General features: G+C 54.3%; 19 protein-coding genes and 1 rRNA gene. 12 read left to right on the plus strand and 8 right to left on the minus strand.

The annotated features are described in order from the left end of the window. Positions 1-26: 26 nt before the first annotated feature. From DFG60_RS05645 to DFG60_RS05665, 5 genes are all read right to left on the minus strand, one after another. Positions 27-1,421, minus strand: a complete 1,395-nt coding sequence (locus DFG60_RS05645; RefSeq protein WP_114570762.1) for a sensor histidine kinase — start codon at positions 1,419-1,421, stop codon at positions 27-29. Beyond that, positions 1,418-2,104 carry a response regulator transcription factor gene (locus tag DFG60_RS05650; protein ID WP_114570763.1) on the minus strand — a complete coding sequence of 229 codons (687 nt, stop codon included), beginning with the start codon at positions 2,102-2,104 and terminating at the stop codon, positions 1,418-1,420. Before DFG60_RS05650 ends, DFG60_RS05645 begins: the two co-directional genes overlap by 4 nt. Before the next feature lie 129 nt (positions 2,105-2,233). Beyond that, positions 2,234-2,794, minus strand: a complete 561-nt coding sequence (locus DFG60_RS05655; protein WP_114570764.1) for a GNAT family N-acetyltransferase — start codon at positions 2,792-2,794, stop codon at positions 2,234-2,236. A gap of 220 nt (positions 2,795-3,014) precedes the next feature. Then, a complete protein-coding gene (locus DFG60_RS05660; RefSeq protein WP_114570765.1) occupies positions 3,015-4,151 on the minus strand; it encodes an amidohydrolase in 1,137 nt (378 codons plus the stop codon). 4 nt (positions 4,152-4,155) lie between these two features. Continuing rightward, positions 4,156-5,070, minus strand: coding sequence for a TIGR01777 family oxidoreductase (locus DFG60_RS05665; RefSeq protein ID WP_114570766.1), 915 nt, complete (start codon positions 5,068-5,070; stop codon positions 4,156-4,158). Positions 5,071-5,289: 219 nt separating this feature from the next. Between DFG60_RS05665 and DFG60_RS05670 the strand changes: the two genes are divergently transcribed. From DFG60_RS05670 to DFG60_RS05695, 5 genes are all read left to right on the plus strand, one after another. Continuing rightward, complete coding sequence (locus tag DFG60_RS05670; RefSeq protein ID WP_114570767.1) at positions 5,290-6,105, plus strand: RecX family transcriptional regulator; 816 nt, start codon at positions 5,290-5,292, stop codon at positions 6,103-6,105. 378 nt (positions 6,106-6,483) lie between these two features. Then, the gene (locus DFG60_RS05680; protein WP_114570769.1) at positions 6,484-8,208 is read left to right on the plus strand and encodes an ABC transporter ATP-binding protein; all 1,725 of its coding nucleotides are present in this window, start codon (positions 6,484-6,486) and stop codon (positions 8,206-8,208) included. A 37-nt stretch (positions 8,209-8,245) separates the two neighbouring features. After that, positions 8,246-10,306 (plus strand): ABC transporter ATP-binding protein, encoded by a 2,061-nt coding sequence (locus DFG60_RS05685; protein ID WP_114570770.1) that lies wholly within the window; start codon positions 8,246-8,248, stop codon positions 10,304-10,306. Positions 10,307-10,360: 54 nt separating this feature from the next. After that, positions 10,361-10,678, plus strand: coding sequence for a DUF1811 family protein (locus DFG60_RS05690; RefSeq protein ID WP_114570771.1), 318 nt, complete (start codon positions 10,361-10,363; stop codon positions 10,676-10,678). Next, the gene (locus tag DFG60_RS05695) at positions 10,675-10,950 is read left to right on the plus strand and encodes a YfhJ family protein (protein ID WP_114570772.1); all 276 of its coding nucleotides are present in this window, start codon (positions 10,675-10,677) and stop codon (positions 10,948-10,950) included. The genes DFG60_RS05690 and DFG60_RS05695 overlap by 4 nt, the downstream gene beginning before the upstream one ends. Positions 10,951-11,107: 157 nt before the next feature. Here DFG60_RS05695 and DFG60_RS05700 read toward each other — a convergent pair whose 3' ends face one another. Continuing rightward, complete coding sequence (locus DFG60_RS05700; protein WP_114570773.1) at positions 11,108-12,091, minus strand: metal-dependent hydrolase; 984 nt, start codon at positions 12,089-12,091, stop codon at positions 11,108-11,110. Positions 12,092-12,196: 105 nt separating this feature from the next. Here DFG60_RS05700 and mutY point away from each other — a divergent pair, with 105 nt between their 5' ends. The 4 genes from mutY (at position 12,197) to DFG60_RS05720 (ending at position 16,113) form a co-directional block, all read left to right on the plus strand. Then, entirely contained in the window at positions 12,197-13,204 is a 1,008-nt protein-coding gene (mutY, locus tag DFG60_RS05705; protein ID WP_198661552.1) for an A/G-specific adenine glycosylase, read from the plus strand. Positions 13,205-13,207: 3 nt separating this feature from the next. Then, on the plus strand, positions 13,208-13,651 hold the full coding sequence (locus DFG60_RS05710; protein ID WP_114570775.1) for a hypothetical protein: 444 nt from the start codon (positions 13,208-13,210) through the stop codon (positions 13,649-13,651). A 99-nt stretch (positions 13,652-13,750) separates the two neighbouring features. After that, complete coding sequence (gene ntdP / locus DFG60_RS05715) at positions 13,751-14,293, plus strand: nucleoside tri-diphosphate phosphatase (RefSeq protein ID WP_114570794.1); 543 nt, start codon at positions 13,751-13,753, stop codon at positions 14,291-14,293. Between the two features lie 41 nt (positions 14,294-14,334). After that, the gene (locus tag DFG60_RS05720; protein WP_114570776.1) at positions 14,335-16,113 is read left to right on the plus strand and encodes an ABC transporter ATP-binding protein; all 1,779 of its coding nucleotides are present in this window, start codon (positions 14,335-14,337) and stop codon (positions 16,111-16,113) included. Between the two features lie 99 nt (positions 16,114-16,212). Here the strand turns inward: DFG60_RS05720 and DFG60_RS05725 are convergent, their stop codons facing one another. After that, positions 16,213-17,508, minus strand: coding sequence for a glutamate-1-semialdehyde 2,1-aminomutase (locus DFG60_RS05725; protein ID WP_114570777.1), 1,296 nt, complete (start codon positions 17,506-17,508; stop codon positions 16,213-16,215). A 176-nt stretch (positions 17,509-17,684) separates the two neighbouring features. Between DFG60_RS05725 and perR the strand changes: the two genes are divergently transcribed. Then, the gene (perR, locus tag DFG60_RS05730; RefSeq protein ID WP_198661556.1) at positions 17,685-18,107 is read left to right on the plus strand and encodes a peroxide-responsive transcriptional repressor PerR; all 423 of its coding nucleotides are present in this window, start codon (positions 17,685-17,687) and stop codon (positions 18,105-18,107) included. A 21-nt stretch (positions 18,108-18,128) separates the two neighbouring features. On the opposite strand, the gene DFG60_RS05735 is transcribed toward perR, so the two are convergent. Next, on the minus strand, positions 18,129-18,482 hold the full coding sequence (locus tag DFG60_RS05735) for a DUF2614 family zinc ribbon-containing protein (RefSeq protein WP_114570779.1): 354 nt from the start codon (positions 18,480-18,482) through the stop codon (positions 18,129-18,131). A gap of 117 nt (positions 18,483-18,599) precedes the next feature. Here DFG60_RS05735 and DFG60_RS05740 point away from each other — a divergent pair, with 117 nt between their 5' ends. Continuing rightward, positions 18,600-19,469, plus strand: coding sequence for a nucleotidyltransferase-like protein (locus tag DFG60_RS05740; protein WP_114570780.1), 870 nt, complete (start codon positions 18,600-18,602; stop codon positions 19,467-19,469). A gap of 317 nt (positions 19,470-19,786) precedes the next feature. Then, positions 19,787-21,348 (plus strand): 16S ribosomal RNA (locus DFG60_RS05745). Positions 21,349-21,366 lie beyond the last annotated feature (18 nt).

Below are 21,366 nucleotides of genomic sequence, written 5' to 3' on the forward strand. Positions count from 1 at the left end.
ACGTCCGCGCCTGCGCAGACGTCCGATCAAGCGAAACCATCCTCGTCTTCCGGAAGGAGAGGGAGCCGGATGGTGACGGTCGTACCTTCGCCGACGGTCGACTCGAAAGAGAGAGAACCGTCGTGCCGGTCGATGATGTGTTTGGTGATGGCGAGTCCGAGCCCGGTCCCGCCGTCCTTTCGCGTCCGCGACTTGTCGACACGGTAGAAGCGATTCGTCAAGCGATCGAGATGTTCGCTTGATATCCCTTCGCCCTGATCCCTGACGACGCAGACGGCAGTCCCATCCTCGGTGTGGGTCGAGATCTGGATCTGTTTGCCCTCCCCGGTATAGCGGAGGGCATTATCGAGCAGGTTGCCGATGACTTGTTCGAGCCGGTCATGATCTCCAAGCACGATTTGTTCCGGATCGAAATCGGTCCCGAGCCTGACACCTTTCGCCTTCGCGATCGGATCCATCCGGTAGACGACATCTTCTAGCACCTGGCTGAAGACGACAGGCTGCTTCGTCATCGGATAGGAATCGCGTTCGAGCTGGGCGAGATCGAGCAGGTCATTGACGAGACGTTGCAGACGCTCAGTCTCGCGCTCGATGATCTCATAATACTGCCTGCGGGTCTGATCATCGAGCGAGTCATCCTGCATCATCTCGGTGTAGCCACGAATATAAGAAAGCGGCGTCCGCAATTCGTGGCTGACGTTCGCGAGAAACTCCTTACGCTGCTCGTCGACCTCGCCGAGCGATTCTGCCATCTTGTTGAGCGTCTCGGCGAGTTCGCCGATCTCGTCGTTCGACTGGATCGGGATCCGGTAGTCGAAGTCGCCTTGCGCATAAACATTCGATGCCTTCTTCATGTCGATCAACGGCCGGATGATCGTATCGATGATTTGGCGGCCGAAGATGACGAGGTTCAAAACGATCAGACCGAGCATGAAGAAAATCATCAGCCGGAGCGGCTTGAACGGCTCGCTGATTCGGCCGAGCTCGAGATAGAGTATCAAGGTGCCGACAAGCCGGTTCTTCTCGATGATCGGGAAGCCGGTCATCAGGATATCGGTCCCTTCGATCGGATGTTTTCGGTTCGAGACGATCGTCTCCCCGTTACGGAGCTGGTTGACGTCCCGATTCGTCAAAAAACGGAGACCGGACGGGTTCTCTTCGAGGAAATTGACATAGAAGACACGCGACTCGGTCAACTCGTTCGTATAGGTCATCCCGTCGTAGAATGCTCCGGACAGCCCTTGTGCCTCGTAAATATTGATCAGCTTCTCGCCGCGGTTGAGCAGGATGTCCTCCTGTGTCTGGAGATAGAAACGGTCATACAGATAGAATGTCAAAAGGACGAACAGAACGGCAGAGAAGACGCTTGTGAACCAGATCGTGATCCAGATCCTGCGACGGATCGTATAACGCCTGATCATGCTTCCTCGAATTTATAGCCGATGCCCCAGACGGTCTGGATCGCATTGCCGGCCTCTCCGAGCTTCAAACGAAGCGTCTTGATGTGCGTGTCGACCGTCCGCAGGTTGCCGATGTAATCCGCTCCCCAGATTTGGTCGAGCAGCTGCTCGCGAGAGAACACTTTGTCATTGTGCTGTACGAATAAATGAAGGAGGTCGAACTCCTTACGCGTCAGACTGACGAGTTTGCCGCTGACGTGGACCGTCCGGCTTTCCGTGTCGATCTCAAGCTTCCCGATTTTGATCGTCGCTGCCTGATCGACCGTGAACCGGTGCGAGCGCCGCAGCGTCGCTTCGATCCGGGCGAGCAGCTCGCGCGGGCTGAACGGTTTCGTGATGTAGTCGTCCGCCCCGATCTTCAAACCGTGGATCCGGTCGAGTTCGTCGGAGCGGGCCGTCAGCATGATGATCGGTACGTTCGAGAACTCGCGGATGCGCATGCAGGCAGTCAAACCGTCCATCTCCGGCATCATGACGTCGAGCAGGACGAGGTGGAAATCGCCGTTTTGCAGTCGGTCGATCGCCTCCTGCCCGTTCGACGCCGTCATGGTCGTGTAATTCTCCTTCTCGAGATTCGAGACGAGCAAGTCGCGCATCTGCGCCTCGTCGTCGACGACTAGAATATTGAATGTAGTATCAGCCATGGTAGATCGCTCCATTCCATCGATTATATGTTAGGAAAATCACAATATCTCTTCCTCTTCATCATACCACTTGCGCTCTGCGTCCCGCACTAGGAGAAATACAAAAAAGCATGAGAAGGCGGGAGCCTCTCATGCTTCGAGTTGTTGGTGGTCGTAGATCGTCTCGAGCTCGCGTCCATGGATGTACATCTGGAAACTCGATTTTGATACTTCGTAGAGTGTGAACTTCGTCTCGCCCGTGTTCAATTGCTCAAGCAGGGCAGGGCGGAGCTCATCCGCGCAAAAAGCGTAGGGCAGTTTAGCTGCCGCCTTCTGTGAACGGACATTCGTCTCGCGAATCTTCATGAAGACGCTCTCGAATCCGAGTTCGAAGAACAATTCCGAGAAGAACGCTTCTTTCGCGAGGTTGTTGTAGCCTTTCCCGTGATACGGTTTACCGAGCCATGTGCCGAGGAACCCATATTGTCCTTCGACATCCAGTAAACTGATCGTACCAATAGGTTGGTCAAATTCATTAAGGATGGTACGCGATACGATTTCACCGCGTTCCTCCGCTTCGATTGCCTGCTTTGTAGTAAACAGAAATTCATCAAAGAACCGTGTTTTTTGGCGGACGTACGGATATACGTCTTGATGCTGCATCAGTTCGAACAAATCAGCGCAGTCGCTCAGCTCCCGTTGCTTGAGCATACTTCCACTCCTCCTTTTTAGGACCGCAAGAAGATTGTCGAAAGCTACCTGTCTGACTCAATCGAACCGCGCATGGTATGCCTTCTTCAGTTGTCGGATAAGATAAATATTATCGTCTTTTTCAAAAAAAGCAAGCAAATAATTTTCGATGAAAATAATGAAAAAAGAACCCCTTCAGCAGCAAGGGGTTCTTACGTGAAAACAGTCCTATTCTTCACCCTCAAGAGGTGAGCTGCGGATGCTCATAGACGATCTCTCCGTTGATCATCGTCATGAAAGGTTTTGCCAAATAATCTAATGGAAAATGGCTCCATAATACGAGGTCCGCGTCCTTTCCGACTTCGATCGAACCGGTCCGGTCCGAGACGCCGAGGGATTCCGCCGGATTGATCGTGATGGCCCGAAGTGCCGCGTCGACCGGAAGACCTTCGCGGGCGGCCAGGCCGGCGCAAAGATTGAGATACTGAACAGGCGTGTAGGGATGATCGGTCGTGATCGAGACCGTCAGACCGTGCTCATGTAAAATCCGGTACGTCTCCCACGTCTTGTTCTTCAACTCGATCTTTGATTTTCGGGTGAAGGTCGGTCCGACCGTTACGTGATCGATCGGCAGACGCTCGAGTTCGCGCGCGACGAGGTGACCTTCCGTACAATGTTCGATCCGCAGATCAAGCTTGAACTCCTCCGCGAAGCGAATCGCTGACAGGATGTCGTCTGCGCGGTGCGCGTGGACCCGAAGCGGCATCTCGCGTGTCAGCACCCGTTTGATCATCCGGTGAGCGAACGTCCGCGGCTGCGGCATCGTCTCGACTTCGAGGAACGCCTCGCGCAGCATCCCCATGATCCCCATCCGTGTCAATTCGCCGGCACGTCCTGCGCTATGGACGCGTTTCGGATTCTCGCCGAGCGCGATTTTCAGGCCAGCGTATTTTCGAAGGATCATATCATCGATGAAGCGTCCGCTCGTCTTGATGACACTCGTCACGCCGCCGATGATATTCATGCTGCCGGGCATGACTTGGACGGTCGTGATGCCATGGCGAATCGCTTCGCGGAATCCTTCGTCGAGCGGATAGACTCCGTCGATCGCACGGAGGTGGGGCGTCATCGCGAAGATCGTCTCGTTCGCGTCGTTTCCGACCGTACCGGTTCCTTCGTCATAAAGACCGAGGTGGGTATGGGCATCGATGAATCCAGGAAGCAGGTAATGTCCCTCCGCCTCGATGACACGCTCACCTTCGATCGCATCGATCAGCTCACCCATCTCCGCGATGATACCGTCACGAATCCGGATGTCACCGAAGAAACTCTCTGATGTGATTGGATAGATATGTGCGTTTCGAATCAATAAATCCACATGGTCAACCCCTGTTCTTGTTGCGCTCTAATGCCGTCAACGCTTCTTTTAATTCAGGATACCGAAAATGGAAGCCGTTTTCGAGCGCTTTTTTCGGAACGACCCGCGCGCCTTCGAGGACGATGACGCTTTTTTCACCGAGCGCGAGCTGCAGGGCGATGCGCGGCGCAGGAAGCAGATGCGGACGATGAAGGACCTCGGCGAGAGTCTTCCCGAAGTTCCGCATGATTTCAGGATGCGGAGCCGTTATATTGAGTGGTCCCTCGACCGGGTGGGTGAGGGCGAACAGGAAGAGACGGACGAGATCATCGATATGGACCCAGGAAACCCACTGCTTGCCGTCACCGAGCGTTCCACCGGCAAACAGCTGGTACGGCATCCGCATGAGCGGGTAAGCGCCGCCTTCCTGGCTGAGGACGACGCCGATTCGAGGATGGACGAGGCGAACCCCTTCCTTTTCGATCGGTTTCGCGAGTGCTTCCCATTCGACGCAGACGTGGCTGAGAAAATCCTCGGTCGGCGGAAGCGGACTGTCCTCGGTGAACGTTTGATGGCGATCGTGTCCGTAGATACCGACGGCTGACGCCGACAGCACGACTTGCGGCTTATGTTCGAGGGTCTGGATGATACGGACGAGTTCGCTTGTCGCAGTGATGCGGCTGTTGAGGATTTTTTGCTTGCGTCCATCGTTCCAGCGACCTTCATTGATCGAGGCGCCTGCGAGATGGATGAAACCGTCGACGTCCTTCAGTTCGAGTTCCGGCGCGGCGTCGGCCGTCAGCCACTCGACATACGTGACGCCCCCGCGTTCTGCTCGCGGATGGCGCGTCAAGATAATGACATGATGCCCTTCCTTCAGTAAAGCTTCGGTCAGGGCACGACCGATCAGGCCGGTTCCCCCTGTGATGGCGATTTTCATATATGACGGCTGATCTCACGTATGGAGAGTCAGCCTCCCACTTCCTTTCAGGATGGATTTTCGTTCATGGCATGTTTCGCCGGGCGGAATCAGATACCCGGACACTTTCTATCCTGATTGTTCCCTTTAGTCATTTCTCCTGAAACGTGCCCGCTTCCTGCTACTGCGTTGATAGTGTATCCTCATATACATATAGACAGGACAGAAGGAGAGGATCACGTGAAGATCACACGCATCTCGACCCAGAAGAAGAACACGGAGCGTTTCAACATCTACGTCGAACGGGACGGGAAAGAGGAGTATGCCTTCGCTGTCGACGCTGACATATTGATCAAATACAATCTGCAGCGGGACCGGGAGTTGGATGATGACTTCGTCAAGGAAGTGCTGACGGCGGAAGAACGGCAAAAAGCGTACCGTCTCGCCTTGAATCATCTCTCGTACCGCATGCGGGCGACGAGCGAAGTACGAAAACATCTGCTTGAGAAGGAGATGCCGGAAGAGGCCGTTGAGCACGCGATCAACCGTCTGACGGAACAGAAATATTTGAATGACGAACAGTTCGCGGCAGCATACGTCGCGACGAAGAAGGCGACGACGCCGCACGGACCTGGACGTATCCGGCGCGACCTCGAAGCGCTCGAAGTACCCAAGCCACTGATCGAGGAGGCGCTCAGGCAGTTCACGAGCGATGAGGAACTTGAGAAGGCGCTCAAGTTCCTGCGGCAAAAACAAAAGGAGCTGCAACGCCGTTCCGTCCGGGAACTGACGCAAAAACTCCAACAAACGCTCATGCAGCGCGGATTCACGAAAGAAGTGTCGGCCGAGGCGCTTCGGATCGCCTTCGAGGAAGTCGACCAGGACGAGGGGCTCGACGCCGCGGTCTATCAGGCACGCCGCTATTACTCGAAATACCGGAACGCAGAAGCTTTCGAACGCGAACAAAAAACGAAGCAGGCGCTCGTTCGGAAAGGATTTCCGTACTCGCTAGCTGCCGAGGCGATCGAGCAGGTGAAGATGGAAGAGGACGAATGATCGTGCTCGAAAATGGACATCGGAAATTCAAAATCAGAAATTTCTAAATTAATCAATAATCAAATTGACAATTGTTTGAAAATTGTGTTACGATTCCGTAAGACTAAGAAAAGGAGGAACCGCCAAATGAAAAAGCCAAACCTGAACCAAGCTATTGGAATGAAGATGGCGGAGACTCTCGAACTCGTGTAAACACTTTCGTGCGCGACTGACAGGGGATCCAAGCAATACCCCGTGAGCGCGCAGCTGATTTCATAAGGATTCGTATCGTTTTTTTCAGGCGTACGATCTTTCGGGCTGCTCCGAGGATCGTGCGCCTTTTTGCGTTCTCACGGGGAGATAAAGAGAGAGAAGATTAGAAAAAAAGGAGGGACCACCATGCGATTATTTCGCCAATTGAGCTGGTTTCTAAAAGAACACAAGAAGTCCTATTTGACGGCAGTCATCCTGCTTATTCTCGCCGGCTTCTTCGATTTGATGATACCGTGGCTCGTCGGCCAGGCGATCGACGGTCTGCGGACCGGTTCGCTCGACCGGACTGAGTTGATCAAACTCGTCGGAACGCTGCTTGCGCTCACCGTGACCTCATTCATCCTGACGTACACGTGGCTCTCGAAATTGTTCGGGACTGCCTTCCTGCTCGAACGGACGTTGCGGAGCCGCTTCTTCGCGCACCTGCTCAAGCTGACGCCGTCCTTCTATCAAAAGAATCGGACGGGTGACCTGATGGCGCTCGCTACGAACGACTTGAAGTCGATTGAACGGACCGCCGGATTCGGCGTCCTGACGCTCGTCGACTCATTGAACATGACAGCGATCACGCTCGTCGTGATGGGTGTCGCGATCGACTGGAAGTTGACGCTCGCCGCACTCCTGCCGATGCCGATCCTCGCGTATGCGATGAACAAGCTCGGAGGGAAGATCCATCATCGCTTCATTACTGCGCAGAATGCGTTCGGTACGATGAACGACCAGGTCGTCGAGTCGATTTCCGGGCTCCGTGTGATCCGGTCATTCGTTCAGGAAGATGTCGACGTCAAGAAATTCGATGATGTGACGGACGACGTATTCGAGAAGAACATGCACGTCGCGAAGATCGACGTGCTGTTCGAGCCGATCATCAAATTGCTCGTCGGGATCAGTTACCTGATCGGGCTTTCCTACGGGACGCTCCTCGTCTTCAAGAATGACATCACGCTCGGTGAGCTCGTCGCCTTCAACATCTACCTCGGTATGCTCATCTGGCCAATGTACGCGTTCGGTGAGCTGATCAACGTCGTCCAGCGCGGGACGGCGAGTCTCGACCGACTCGAGCGCACGATGAAGGTCAAGCCCGTCATCGTCTCGACGCCGCGCGTCGAGGTCGCCCGTCCTGACCGGATCGAGCTGATCGGATTGACGTTCACCTACCCGGAGGCTCAGCGGGCGTCGCTCGAAAACATCGACCTTACGATCGAACGGGGTAAGACGATTGGGATCGTCGGACCGACCGGATCTGGGAAGACGACGTTGTTGCGTCAATTCCTGCGTGAATACCCGCTCGATGATGGGATGATGAAAGTAAATGGACACCCGTATGCGGACATCGCACTCGAGACGGTTCGCGGGTGGACAGGGTATGTCTCGCAAGAACACCTTCTGTTCTCGAAGACGATCCGCGACAACATCCTGTTCGGTGCGGGGGATGCGACGGAAGAAGAGCTTCAAGAAGCGATTCGCCTAGCCGCCTTTACGAAGGACATCGCGAACCTTGAACAAGGGCTCGACACGATGGTCGGCGAGCGCGGCGTTATGCTGTCGGGGGGGCAGAAACAGCGCCTCTCGATCGCCCGCGCCATGCTGAAGAAACCTGAACTCATGCTGCTTGACGATTCATTGTCAGCGGTCGATGCGAAGACGGAAGCTGCGATCATCGACTCGATCCAGCAAAATCGTTACGCGACGACGCTGATCGTAGCGCACCGCCTGTCGGCCGTCGCCCATGCGGATGAAATCATCGTCCTGCAGGATGGACGGATCGCCCAGCGCGGTACGCACGAAGAGCTGATGAAGTTCGGCGGCTGGTATGCGGAACAGTTCGAACGGCAAAGTGAAGAAAACTGACGAAAAATAATGAATGATCCTAAAAGGAGGTGCTCCAATGCGCGAACAAGATCAACTCGTACTTGATCCCGTGCGAAGAAGGACGACGATACGCTCCCTCGTACGCTACGCGATGCAGGTTAAAAAGCCGATTTTCCTCGGCTTGTTCCTGCTCGTACTCGCAGTCGGAGCGGAATTGACAGGTCCGTATATCGCAAAAATCATCATCGACGAGCATATCGTTGCGATCGAGAAGGACTGGGTCGAAGTCGAGAACGACGGGACGGTCACCTATGACGGTCGGGAGTTCTCGAAAAAGAAGGATGCTCCGAACGATTCGATCGTCCGTGAAATCTCGATCATCCAAACGGCGAAAGGGTTTTACTTCGTACCTGACCTCGTCGCGAGCGGCGGAGTCCGGAAAATCGAGGGTGAAACGCTCACCGTCACCCGGGGTGATACGGTCGATACGTATACCGGGGCGGAGAAGCTGACGGAAGGAGAGGTCTATTCCTTCTACTCTTCAGATTTGAAGGCGGTCCTTTGGCTGTCGCTGCTCTATATCGTGCTGCTCGTGATCGCAGCCGGACTGAACTGGCTCCAGCAAATCCTGCTGCAGCGTTCGGCCCATAAGATCGTCAAGCGCATGCGCCTCGATGTGTTCGAGCACTTGCAGCGGATTCCGGTCCGCTATTTCGATCAGACACCAATCGGTAAGATCGTAAGCCGGGTGACGAACGATACGGAAACGATCCGCGACTTCTATCTGAGCGTGCTCGCCCGTGTCTTCTCAGCCATCATCACGATGGCGGGAATCCTGGTCGCGATGTTCTTCCTCGACGTTCGTCTCGGGCTCGTCTCACTCGTCATCATCCCGATCGTCTTCTTCTGGATCAAAATCTTCCAGAAGCTGTCGACGACGAACAACTTCAAGGCTCGTGCCCTCGTGGCCGACATGAACGGACAGTTGAACGAGAACATTCAGACGATGCCGATCATCCAGGCCTATACGCGTGAGAAGGAAGTATTCGCAGAATTCGAGGCGAAGAACGAAGAAAATTATCAGACGCGCCGCAAGCTGCTCCGGCTCGACGCGCTGATGACGCACAACCTCTCGTACGCGATGAAGAACCTCGCTCTCGCCGTCTTGATCTGGGTCGTCGCTGGGCAGAGCATATCAGCGGGAGGCATCCTCTCGCTCGGTATCCTGTATGCCTACATCGACTATGTCTCCCGCCTGTTCGAGCCGGTCACGCAGATCATGAACCAGCTTTCGCCGCTCCAACAGGCGCTCGTCTCGGCGGACCGGATGTTCCAGTTGCTCGACGAGGACGGGGAGGATGTAGAGAAGGAACGAATCCCGCGCTTCAAAGGGCGCGTCGAATTCAAGGATGTCATGTTCAGCTATGATGAAGGCGTTCCGGTACTGCAGGAAATCGACATCGAAGCGAAACCGGGTGAGACGATCGCTCTCGTCGGTCATACGGGAAGCGGGAAAAGTTCGATCATGAACTTGCTGATGCGCTTCTATGATCCGACCGCAGGACGCCTGTTGATCGACGGACAGGACGTGTTGGAGTTGCCGAAGCAGGCGGTACGCGATCATATGGGTATCGTGCTTCAAGATCCGTTCCTTTTCACGGGGACGATTCGAACGAACATCACTCTCGGCAATCCGGACATCCCGGAAGAACGGATACGAAAAGCTGTCGAGGCCGTCGGTGCGGACCGCTTCATCGATCGTCTGCCGAACGGGCTCGATGAGGTCGTGATCGAGAAGGGTGCGACGCTCTCGGCTGGTGAACGCCAGCTGATCAGCTTCGCCCGTGCGCTCGTCTTCGACCCGGCCATCCTCGTCCTTGACGAAGCGACGGCAAGCGTCGACTCCGAGACGGAGGCGCTCATCCAGGAAGCCTTGTTGACGTTGACGAAAGGACGGACGACGTTCATCATCGCGCACCGTCTGTCGACGATCAAGGATGCTGACGAAATCGTCGTCCTCGACCACGGGCGCATCATCGAGCGGGGACCGCACGACGAGCTGCTCGCCCGTCGCGGCGTCTACGCGAAGATGTACGCATTGCAGAGTAAAAGAAATCAGGAAGTGAAGACGTCATGACCTGACGATTCCCCCTTTTCCGGTCTATAATAAGACCGTAGAGGGGGAATTTTTGTGGATACACGTATGAGTCAGCTGTCGCGTTATGAGCTCGAGATGCTCGCGACGAAATTGAACGAGCAGAAACGAAAAGCGGAACAGCACGGGAACATAAGCGAGGTCGAGGTGATCGTCCGGAAAATCGCCATCGCTGAGAGCTATCTCGTCGACGCGAGCCGGTTCGAACGGGGGAAGCACTACCAAATTGCCGATGAAGACCGTCTGTTCGAGCTTCACTTCGTCAACGGAGTCATGGGGTGGGGACATTTCGAAGGGACGGCGAACGAGGTCGCGCTCCCGTTGTCCGTGATTGGCAAGGAGGTAACGGTATGAGCAATGAAAGAATGAAAGAGATGGAACGACTCGCCTGCGAACTGGAAGCCGTCAATGAAGTATTGACGCCAGCCGAAGCGTTGACTTGGGTCGAGGTGCTCTGGGAGGATTTCGAAGCCACGCGGGCACGGGCTGGAGAGAAGTATCAGGGCGAGGCGGTCGCGGTCCATTATGTCGAACAGCAAATCAAGCAGCACGGTGCAGTGCTCCACCATTTCAACACGACGAACGAGAAGTTCGTCCATTTGATGACAGGTCGAGAACCGCAATGAAGAAAGAGGAGGACTCAACAGTCTCTCTGTAAACGAAATGCGGGGGCGGATCTCAAATCCGCTCCCGCATTTTCGTCCAGACGAAAATCACTCGCTTCACGCGACTCCTGCAGGAAAACGCGTGAAACGAGTGATTCCTTTTGAGCCACCCTCTTTCTCATAGAGCGGGAATGATGAGTTTCTTTTGAAGGGTCCGTTCGCTGAACACCCAGCCTGTATAAGAACTGACGATCTTTTTCGTCTTCTCGTCGATACGGACGACGGCGACGAACGGATAGACTTCCTTCGTGAAGTACCGCAAGTTCGTAAAGCGGTACTCCGTGATCCCATCTTTCCGCGAGACGGTGTACGTGTGAATCTTCGAGAATTCGAGGAACGCCTGAAGGTCCGCGTTTTGTTTGACGAGTTCGAACAGCGGATCACCATGGGGTTCTTCCTTGATGTGGAAGTTGCCGCACTCGACGACGACCCCGCTGCGCAGCTTGACGACGGAATACTCGTCACGAAGTTGGGCTGCGACATGCCATTCATCCCACTTCATGCCAGGTGAGATGAAGAGCTGATGTGCCCCGCCGAAATAGCGGGCGGCCGAGGCGAGTGCATCGTTTCGCAGCTTGAACTGGACCGCATAGTAGATGATGACGATCGCGACGAGTATCGGAAAGATGACGACGGCGGCACCGGTCAAAACCCAGATACCGAACGCCCCGTAATAGAGGGCGAACAGGAACGGGTCGAACGTGTTGATGACCCCCCATCCGATCCAGGACGTCTTGATCGGATGAAGCGCCTGCGTACCGTATGCGTTGAACAGGTCGACGAAGACATGAAGGGCGACAGCAATCTGTGCCATCAGCCATAATGAAGTAGGGGCTACCCCGAACAGGGCGCCGACGACCAAGCTGATCAAAAGCGGCCACGCGACAAGTGCGATCAACCCGTGCGATTTGCCGCGGTGTTGCCGCAAGTAGGCACTGTTTCCTTTTAATTTAAAAATCGTATCAAAATCCGGGGCGTGCGATCCGACGAGCGCAGTCGTCGTCATCGCCGCGAACAGCGTCGCACTGGCTGCGACATCTGGATCAATGGTTGAGATGGCGGAGAGGCAGAGCCCCATTCCGATGTGGGTAGCTGTATCCAAGTGGCAATCGCTCCTCTGTCTCATAACTTTATTACTCGACATTCAATCAAATCTTCTTAGAATTTGCCTTCACTATAACGTATGACCAGGAAAAGAGGTAGAAATTTGACTTTCATCCATGAATATTTCAGAGACTTCAACAAAGCACATTTCACGGTCGAGCTCATCGACTGGTTTCGGCGCGAGCAGCGTGATCTGCCTTGGCGGCGAACACGTAACCCGTATCATATTTGGGTCAGTGAAATCATGCTCCAGCAGACGCGTGTCGATACGGTCATCCCGTATTATGAGCGCTTCATCGAGCGCTTCCCGACACCGCACCATCTGGCGGAAATCGAGCCGGACGAACTGCTGAAGTATTGGGAGGGCTTAGGGTACTATTCCCGCGTGAAGAATCTTCAAATCGCGGTAAAGGAAGTCGTCGAGAAATATGGCGGAATCGTACCTGAGGAGAAGGAATTGTTCGAGAGCCTGCGCGGGGTGGGTCCCTATACGACCGGTGCGGTCCTGTCGATTGCTTACGGGCTGCCAGAACCGGCAGTAGACGGGAACGTCATGCGTGTGTTATCGCGCGTGCTCGGAATCTATGAGGATATCGCAGCACCGAAGACGCGCAAAATATTCGAGGCGGCCGTACACGAACTCATTGATCCGGCAGACCCATCGAGCTTCAACCAGGGGCTGATGGAACTCGGTGCGATCGTCTGCACCCCGAAATCCCCGATGTGCGGACTTTGTCCGGTATCTGATGTCTGCTTTGCCTATGAAAGGAACGTACAGGCTGAACTCCCGGTCAAGACGAAGAAGACGAAGACCGAAACATTGCGTTACGACGTCCTCGTCTACGAAAAGGACGGGAAAGTCGCAATCGAGCAACGCCCGGATAAAGGTCTGCTCGCGGGGATGTGGCAATATCCGCTCGTCGAATCGCCGGGAGAAGGCGAATACGTGGGAAGTGCGAAGCACATCTTCTCCCATCGTATTTGGGAACTCGATGTCTATCGTGTAGCCAAACAGCCGGAAGGGACGATTCTCGTCGACGAGGAGACCTATCGATCGCTTCCGATTTCGGTCGCCCAGATGAAGGTCGACCGCTTGTTGAAAGGAGAATGACCTATGCATAGTTATCTTCACGAGACGAAGACGGGAGCATCGAAAGAGGAGTTGCGCATCTTCTTTGCGGATGCCAGGGCACTGACGGACATGACGACTTTTCCGAAGGTCCGGACATACGGCGATACGAAAACGCAGACGGGGAACCTCATCCACCTGAAGATCGGGTTTCCGCCTGTCATGTTGAACTGGACGTCAGTGATTCCGCTCGTAGCCGAAGACCGCTTCGTCGATATCGGGATTCGGCTCCCGCTTCCTTTTCTCGCGTGGTGTCATGTCCACCGGATCGAAGAGCGGACAGACGGCGTCTATGCCGTGGACGAATTATTGTATAAGAGCATATTCCCCTCTTTTTTGACAAAAGCGCTCATTTTGAGACCGATGTTCAAGCAGCGTGAAAGGGCGTTGATGAAACGGTTTCCTGTTCGATTCCAGTCAATTTCCTGAAATATGATCCTTTCGTTTTTCATGCGTTCTGAAAATGGGTATAATGGTTTCGAGAGTGTATGAATAATGAAAGAGAAATTGATCGGAAAGGAGCAGCACATGAGTCGATTTCCCAAAGCAAGCAGCAAGATCGAGATTCAAAGCTTCAAGCATAACGGCAGTCTACATCGAGTTTGGGAAGAAGCGCTCGTGCTTAAATCGACTGAAGAAGAACTGATCGGGTTCAATGATCGAATCATGGTCAGCGAATCGGACGGACGTCAGTGGCGGACGCGGGAACCGGCGATTTGTTATTTCTCGACGGAACTTTGGTTCAATGTCATCTGCATGATTCGGGAAGACGGGATTTATTACTACTGTAACCTCGGTTCACCTTCGACGTTTGATGAAAAGGAACGGGCACTGAAGTACATTGATTACGACCTCGATATCAAGGTCTATCCGGACATGTCCTACACGATCCTCGACGAGGACGAATATGAGAAACATCGCCGTGAGATGAACTATCCGAAAGCGATCGACCGCATACTCAAGGACAACGTCCAGACGCTCATCCAGTGGATTCGGAGCCGCCGCGGCCCCTTCAATCCATCGTTTGTCGAGACATGGTATCGGGAATATGAAACGAGGTATCGGAGATGATGGTTCGCCATCGTCTTTTTTAGTTGAAGGAAGTGAAGAGAATGAAACAGGCAACAAAGAAGAAGGCGGGTTCTATCCGCCGTTACATGGGCTTCGTCAAGCCCTATAAGAAGCAGATCATCGCGACGGTGATCGTCGGGATCTTGAAGTTCTCGATCCCGCTCGGTCTGCCGCTCCTCTATAAGTACATCATCGATAACATCCTGACGAGCGATCAGGTGCCGGCGGCGGAGAAGGGTGAGACGCTCGCCTGGATCATCGGAGGGGCGGTCTTCGTCTTCCTCGTCGTCAAGCCGCCGCTCGAATACTTCAGGCAGTACCTCGCCCAGTGGTCGGCCTCGCGGATATTGTTCGACGTCCGCAACCGGCTGTTCGACCACGTCCAGCGGCTGTCGCTGCGTTTCTACTCGAACACGAAGACGGGCGAGGTCATCTCACGGATCATCAACGATGTCGAGCTGACGAAGGATTTCGTCGTCACCGGGTTGATGAACCTCTGGCTCGACATGATCACGATTTTGATCGCGATCGCCATCATGTGGACGATCGATCCGAAACTGACACTGATCGCGATCCTCCCGCTCCCGTTCTATGCATTCGCGGTCAAGTTCTTCTATGGCCGGTTGCGCGGATTGACGAGAGCACGTTCGGCGGCTCTTGCCGAACTGCAGGGTCACTTGACGGAGCGGGTCAACGGTATGGCCGTCATCCGCAGCTTTGCGCTTGAACCGCATGAGAACCGTGCCTTTACGAAACAAAACGATGGATTCCTGACTGCGGCTTTGAGACATACGAACTGGAACGCCCGGACGTATGTCGTCGTCTCGACGATCACGGACTTCGCCCCGATCCTCATCTTCGGGACGGCTGCGTTCCTCGTGTTGAACGGAGAGGTGACGCTCGGTACGATGGTCGCCTTCATCGGTTATATCGATCGTCTCTATGCCCCGCTTGGTCGTCTCGTCAACTCGTCGACGACGCTGACGCAATCGATCGCCTCGATGGACCGGATGTTCGAGTTCCTCGATGAACCCTATGACATCACGGAAAAAATCGGTGCGAAGGATCCGGTCAACGTCAAAGGGAACGTCCAGTTCGAGAATATCTCGTTCGCTTATGAAGAAGGCGGCGAGCGTGCGATCGACCGGCTGACGCTCGACGTCCAGGCCGGTGAGCGAATAGCCTTCGTCGGGATGTCAGGTGGCGGGAAATCGACGCTCGTCAGCTTGATTCCCCGTTTCTATGACGTGACGGAAGGGCGGATCACGCTCGACGGTATCGACATCCGCGACTTGAAGCTGCGCGGTCTCCGGGATCAGATCGGGATGGTCATGCAGGAGTCGATCCTCTTCAGCGAATCGGTCGAGCTCAATATCAAGATGGGGAATCCGGAAGCGACGGACGAAGAAGTGATCGCTGCGGCGAAAGCGGCGAACGCCCATGAGTTCATCGAACGTCTGCCGAATGGTTACAAGACTGCTGTCGGCGAACGGGGGGTCAAGCTGTCAGGCGGACAGAAACAACGCCTTGCCATCGCCCGTGTCTTCCTGAAGAATCCGCCGATCCTGATTCTTGATGAAGCGACAAGCGCACTGGATCTCGAAAGTGAATCGATGATCCAGGATTCGCTTGCGCGGCTTGCGAAAGACCGCACGACGTTCATCGTCGCGCACAGACTGTCGACGATCACGGACGCAGACAAGATCGTCGTCATCGAGAACGGCCGCATCACCGAGATGGGTCGGCACGAGGAGCTGATGCGAAAGCGCGGTGCCTATTTCGAGCTGTACGCGATTCAAAATCTAGAACTCGTCGAATGAAAAAAAGACGCCTCGGCAAGTGCCGAGACGCCTTGAGACGATCGTCTTAGAAGCGCCGTTCTTCCTCAAGTAGAGGAGAGCGGCGCTTTTTTGATTTCATCAGTCGAGCTTTGCGAATGCACGGTCGACAGCGAGGATCGTTTCATCGATATCCGCTTCCGTGTGTGCGGTCGTCAAGAACCAAGCTTCGTATTTGGACGGAGCAAGGTTGATGCCTTCCTCGAGCATGAGCTTGAAGAAGCGGCCGAAGCGTTCGCCGTCCGAGTTCTCTGCCCCGATGTAATCCGTCACGATTTCATCAGTGAAGTAGACGGTCAAAGCACCTTTCAAGCGGTTGAGTGTGATCGTGACATCGTGTTTCTCTGCCGCAGCGCGGATGCCGGCTTCAAGGCGGGATCCGAGCCGTTCGAATTCTTCATAGACACCGTCCTGCTCGAGCAATTCAAGGCAGGCGATACCTGCTGCCATCGATGCCGGGTTACCAGCCATCGTACCGGCTTGGTAAGCTGGTCCGAGCGGTGCGACGTGTTCCATGATTTCCTTGCGACCGCCGTATGCGCCGATTGGAAGTCCGCCTCCGATGATTTTTCCGAGGGCCGTCATGTCAGGCTTTATACCGTACAATTCCTGCGCGCTGCCGTAGGTGAAGCGGAAGGCCGTGATGACCTCATCGTAGATGACGAGGGCTCCGTGTTCATGGGTGATCTCGTTGACGGCCTGGAGGAATCCTGCTTCCGGTTCGACGATTCCGAAGTTCCCGACAATCGGTTCGACGAGGACGCAAGCGACGCGGTCTCCCCACTCTTCCATCACTTTACGATAAGCGTCGATGTCATTGAACGGCGTCGTGATGACTTCTTTCGCTGTCGCCTTCGTGACACCGGCGGAATCAGGGGAACCGAGGGTCGCCGGTCCGCTGCCTGCCGCAATCAGCATCAGGTCCGAATGGCCATGATAGCATCCGCTGAACTTGACGACGAGCTCTCGTCCCGTAAAGGCACGTGCGACACGGATCGTAGTCATGACGGCCTCAGTTCCTGAATTCGTGAAGCGGACCTTCTCGAGCGAAGGGATGGCGCGGCGCAATTTCTCGGCGAAGTCGATTTCAAGGCGATGTGGTGTTCCATAGAGCAGACCGTTCTCTGAAGCCTTCGTGATCGCTTGTGTGATATGTGGGTGTGCGTGGCCTGTGATGATCGGGCCGTATGCGGCTAAGTAATCGATATAGCGGTTTCCGTCGACATCATAGAAGTAGGCGCCTTGCGCGCGGTCCATGTAGACAGGTGCTCCGCCGCCGACCGCCTTGAAGGAGCGCGAAGGGCTGTTGACTCCTCCCACGATGCACTCCTGCGCTTGCTCGTAAAGTTTCTCTGAAGTAGTGCGTGTGTTAGACATGGTGAATTCCTCCGATCACAAATCTCGTGAATATTATCACGAAATGATTGTAACATGCCCGTCAAATCGAGGTCTGTGCCGTTGACGGCAAACGAAAATGTGAGTAGACTATTTATAAAGATTACAATTTGAGAATCAATGAAAGATAGAAGAGAGGGAATGACGTGGCTAACGAAATGCTGGATCATGCAGTGCGCACGTTGCGCGATTCTGGTGTGCGCATGACACCACAACGTCATGCGATACTCGAATACTTGACTGCGGAGCATACACATCCGACGGCAGATGATATCTACCGCGCGCTTGAACATCGTTTTCCGAATATGAGTGTCGCGACGGTCTATAATAATCTCAGGGTCTTCCGCGAGAAAGGCATCGTCGAGGAGATGAATTACGGTGATGCTTCAAGTCGATTCGACTTCGTCACGACGCGGCACTACCATATGATCTGTGAGGAATGCGGCAAAATAGTCGACTTCAACTACCCCGTCCTTGACGACGTGGAAGCAGTGGCTGCCCACTTGACCGGGTTCAAGGTGAACCGTCACCGACTGGAAGTGTACGGCACTTGCCCGGATTGTCAAAAAAACGTGCAGTGAGAAACGAAAACGAGTCCGGCCTCAGCGGCGGACTCGTTTGTTGTATTTCTCGTCGAAATCCTTTCCTTCAAGCGTCGGATCCAGTGTAAGTGGCTCGTCGCAATGCATACACATATCGACTCGTCCAAGCACTTTCGTCTCCTTGCCGCAGTTTGGGCAGGTGACGATGGCTGCTTTAGTCGAAGTCATGCCGATCAAGAAGTAAAGCGCCGAACTTGCGAGCACCATGACGAAACCGAGAAGCATCAGGATGACCATGACGATCTCGAACTGTTTCAGCAACAGTCCGGCATACATGACGAGCATCCCGCCGAATACGAGGAACATCGCCATATTTCGTGCGCGATTTATTTTATTTTTTCTGCGTGTCTTCAATTGAATTCCCCCTGTGAATAGTCTAGCATATTGTTCGTTGTGTACTGAAGCAGGAAACCGGCGAATTTTGTCGAAAATGGTAACGGTCAAGATTGATTAAGAAGGGTGAGGAAATGCATGGAACAAGCTACACGAACGATCTATTCGGAATACGCCGCGTACCCTGAGACGCTAGGGATCATCGCTGTTGGAAAGAGGCAGCCGCGCGATCCATTGACGGATCAGTTCGATACGCTTCTGCTCATCGTGACGAGAGACCCTTCGATCGAATGGACGGTCAAACATTATCGGATCGATGCCATCCGTGTTTCGCTTCACCTTGTCCATGAGGATGTCTTATCGAGATGGATCGTCATGAATGCGAACCGGCGGGCGCTTCACTGGGTTGCTGAAGGCGCGATCGTCTTTGAACGAAACGATTATCTGTTTCGTCTGAAGCAACGTCTTCTAAACTTCCCGGAAGACGAAAGATGTCTTCAGATGGGTGTTTCTTTCGCGAAATTATTACGTCGATTCCAAGACGGGCGCAGCTTATTCGCTCGGGACAGCTTTTATGATTCTTACACCCACGTCCACCACGCCCTTCATCATTTGGCGCGGCTGTCGGTGCTGGAGCAGGGGACGCACCCTGAAATCGTCGTTTGGGAACAGGCACGCATTTACGATCCAGAGGTCTATAAGCTGTATGAACAGTTGCTTCTCAGTGAGGAGTCGCTCGATCAGCGAATACATCTCGCTTTGATTGGTGTGGAGCACCTTCTCCAATCGAAGGTGATGTCAGGAGGCCGTTACCTGTTCTCCGTGATGAGGGGGAAAGCCGGTGCCTGGACGATGAGTGAACTGATGGACGATTCACGTTTGGCCGAGTTGAAGGTGGACCTGGGAAGCTTGATGGATTTCTTCGTAAGGAAAGGCATGGTGCGGGTAGACTACAGACAAACGCGGGGCGCAGGCGTCGAACTCGTCACATACGAACCGGTGTTGTGATGCACCGGTTTCGTAAAAACAGAACGACATTAATATAGGAAGAAATAATCTTTTTAAATTATTTCAATAAAATATGTTGACCTTATTATGCTGAGATAGTATATTTATTGATGTCGACAGGGCAACACGCGCTGGTGACTTGAAACAAAAAGTTTTTACAAAGGGGATTGACGGACAAGTTATTCCGTGATATCTTATTTAAGTCGCTAACAACGACACGACGAACTTTGAAAACTGAACGATGAGGCAGAAACGTATCCTACGGGATACAAAAACGAATGAAGCGCAAGCTTCGTCAAAACGAGCAAGTCAAACACTTCATGGAGAGTTTGATCCTGGCTCAGGACGAACGCTGGCGGCGTGCCTAATACATGCAAGTCGAGCGCAGGAAGCGCGCGGAACCCTTCGGGGGGAAGCGCATGGAATGAGCGGCGGACGGGTGAGTAACACGTAAGGAACCTGCCCCAGGGACTGGGATAACTCCGAGAAATCGGAGCTAATACCGGATCTGTCACGAGACCGCATGGTCCCGTGATGAAAGGCGCTCCGGCGTCACCTTGGGATGGCCTTGCGGTGCATTAGCTAGTTGGCGGGGTAACGGCCCACCAAGGCGACGATGCATAGCCGACCTGAGAGGGTGATCGGCCACACTGGGACTGAGACACGGCCCAGACTCCTACGGGAGGCAGCAGTAGGGAATCTTCCACAATGGACGAAAGTCTGATGGAGCAACGCCGCGTGAGTGATGAAGGTTTTCGGATCGTAAAACTCTGTTGTAAGGGAAGAACAAGCGTGAGAGGGAATGCTCACGCCTTGACGGTACCTTGCGAGAAAGCCACGGCTAACTACGTGCCAGCAGCCGCGGTAATACGTAGGTGGCAAGCGTTGTCCGGAATTATTGGGCGTAAAGCGCGCGCAGGCGGCCTCTTAAGTCTGATGTGAAAGCCCCCGGCTCAACCGGGGAGGGCCATTGGAAACTGGGAGGCTTGAGTACAGAAGAGAAGAGTGGAATTCCACGTGTAGCGGTGAAATGCGTAGAGATGTGGAGGAACACCAGTGGCGAAGGCGACTCTTTGGTCTGTAACTGACGCTGAGGCGCGAAAGCGTGGGGAGCAAACAGGATTAGATACCCTGGTAGTCCACGCCGTAAACGATGAGTGCTAGGTGTTGGGGGGTTTCCGCCCCTCAGTGCTGAAGCTAACGCATTAAGCACTCCGCCTGGGGAGTACGGCCGCAAGGCTGAAACTCAAAGGAATTGACGGGGACCCGCACAAGCGGTGGAGCATGTGGTTTAATTCGAAGCAACGCGAAGAACCTTACCAACTCTTGACATCCCGCTGACCGCTTGAGAGATCAAGTTTCCCCTTCGGGGGCAGCGGTGACAGGTGGTGCATGGTTGTCGTCAGCTCGTGTCGTGAGATGTTGGGTTAAGTCCCGCAACGAGCGCAACCCCTGTCCTTAGTTGCCAGCATTCAGTTGGGCACTCTAGGGAGACTGCCGGTGACAAACCGGAGGAAGGTGGGGATGACGTCAAATCATCATGCCCCTTATGAGTTGGGCTACACACGTGCTACAATGGACGGTACAAAGGGCCGCGAAACCGCGAGGTGGAGCCAATCCCAGAAAGCCGTTCCCAGTTCGGATTGCAGGCTGCAACTCGCCTGCATGAAGTCGGAATCGCTAGTAATCGCAGGTCAGCATACTGCGGTGAATACGTTCCCGGGTCTTGTACACACCGCCCGTCACACCACGAGAGTTTGCAACACCCGAAGCCGGTGAGGTAACCGCAAGGAGCCAGCCGTCGAAGGTGGGGTAGATGATTGGGGTGAAGTCGTAACAAGGTAGCCGTATCGGAAGGTGCGGCTGGATCACCTCCTTTCTAAGGAAAACGTCCCTT

Origin of the sequence: Exiguobacterium flavidum (assembly GCF_003344535.1) — a bacterium.
GTDB classification, from domain to species: Bacteria; Bacillota; Bacilli; order Exiguobacteriales; family Exiguobacteriaceae; genus Exiguobacterium_A; species Exiguobacterium_A flavidum.